This is a genomic window from Alteromonas sp. PRIM-21 (assembly GCF_027563165.1).
Classification (GTDB): Bacteria; Pseudomonadota; Gammaproteobacteria; order Enterobacterales; family Alteromonadaceae; genus Alteromonas; species Alteromonas macleodii_A.
In genome coordinates this window covers 1-1,192 of record NZ_JADOEK010000036.1, presented here as the reverse complement: position 1 = coordinate 1,192, position 1,192 = coordinate 1, and the positions used below count along the sequence as shown (strand labels likewise).

Sequence of the window (1,192 nt, the reverse complement as noted above, 5' to 3'; positions counted from 1 at the left end):
TGTCCACTTCCCCTTTAGTGAGACAGTACTAAATTAGAGTTTTCTAGTTTTGCTCGGTAAGCTGCCGGAGGCAGGTTACCCAGACTTTCATGTGTTCTTTCTTCGTTATAATCCAGTCGCCAGAACCAGGCCATTTCTCTTACCTGATTGAGATTTTCAAACAAGTAAGCATCAAGGAACTCTCTGCGGAATGAACCGTTAAAGCGTTCAACAAAGCCATTTTGCTGTGGCTTACCTGGCTGGATATAGACCAATTCTATATCATTGGTTTCACACCAATCCGTCAGCGTCGCCGAAATTAGCTCTGGGCCATTATCCATACGCAGCTGAGTGGGTAATCCTCGCTCAGCCTTAAGTTGTTCTAACACGCGTACGACACGGCCTGCGGGTAAAGACGTATCGACCTCTATAGCAAGGCACTCCCGCGTGCCTTCATCCACCACATTCAATGTTCTGAACCGTTTGCCGCAATATAAAGTGTCATGCATAAAGTCCAACGCCCATTGATGGTTTGCCTGATCCAGCACTTCTAATGGCTGGATTATTCGTTTGGGCAGTACCCGTTTAGTTCTGCGCCTCAGATTCAATCCCATCTGGCAGTAAACGCGATAGACGCGCTTGTGGTTGAAGGGAAAGCCTTTGAACCGCATTCGACCAAAACACTTCCAGAAGCCTGCTCGTGGCGACTTCTCCAAGACCGCATTGATAGCATCAATGACAGCAGCATCCGCTTTACGCCAGTCTCGTTCAGGGCGGTAAAAAGTCGCACGGCCAATACCTACGAAGAGGCAGGCTTTTACGACGCTTAGCCCCGCATCAACCAGTATGCTGACGCATTCTCGTTTCTCTGCTGTCACCAACCCTTTTTTGCGACAAGTTCCTTAATGGCATTGTTTTCTAAGCTCACATCGGCAAACATTTTTTTGAGCTTGGCATTTTCTTCTTCAAGCTCTTTTAGTCGTTTGACGTCTGAGGCTTCCATACCGCCGTACTTGGACTTCCAATTGTAATAGGTTGCACTGCTGATACCGTGTTGACGGCAGACTTCCTCAACCTTCATACCAGCATCAACTTCCTTTAACACCCCAATGATCTGAGATTCTGTATAGCGTGATTTTTTCATAGTCGTCTCCTGCGTTAATCATTGCAGAAAACTCCAATTATGTCTGTCTCAGTTTAGGGGAAGTGGACA

1 protein-coding gene is annotated in these 1,192 nt (G+C 46.9%); it reads right to left on the bottom strand.

What is annotated here, in order from left to right:
• Window positions 1-14: 14 nt before the first annotated feature.
• Window positions 15-1,123 (bottom strand): IS3 family transposase gene (locus IW644_RS19855; protein WP_442864474.1). Its coding sequence is split into 2 segments (ribosomal slippage): window positions 15-871 and window positions 871-1,123, totalling 1,110 coding nucleotides; the frame shifts between segments, so codons are not numbered across the junction.
• Window positions 1,124-1,192: the final 69 nt, after the last annotated feature.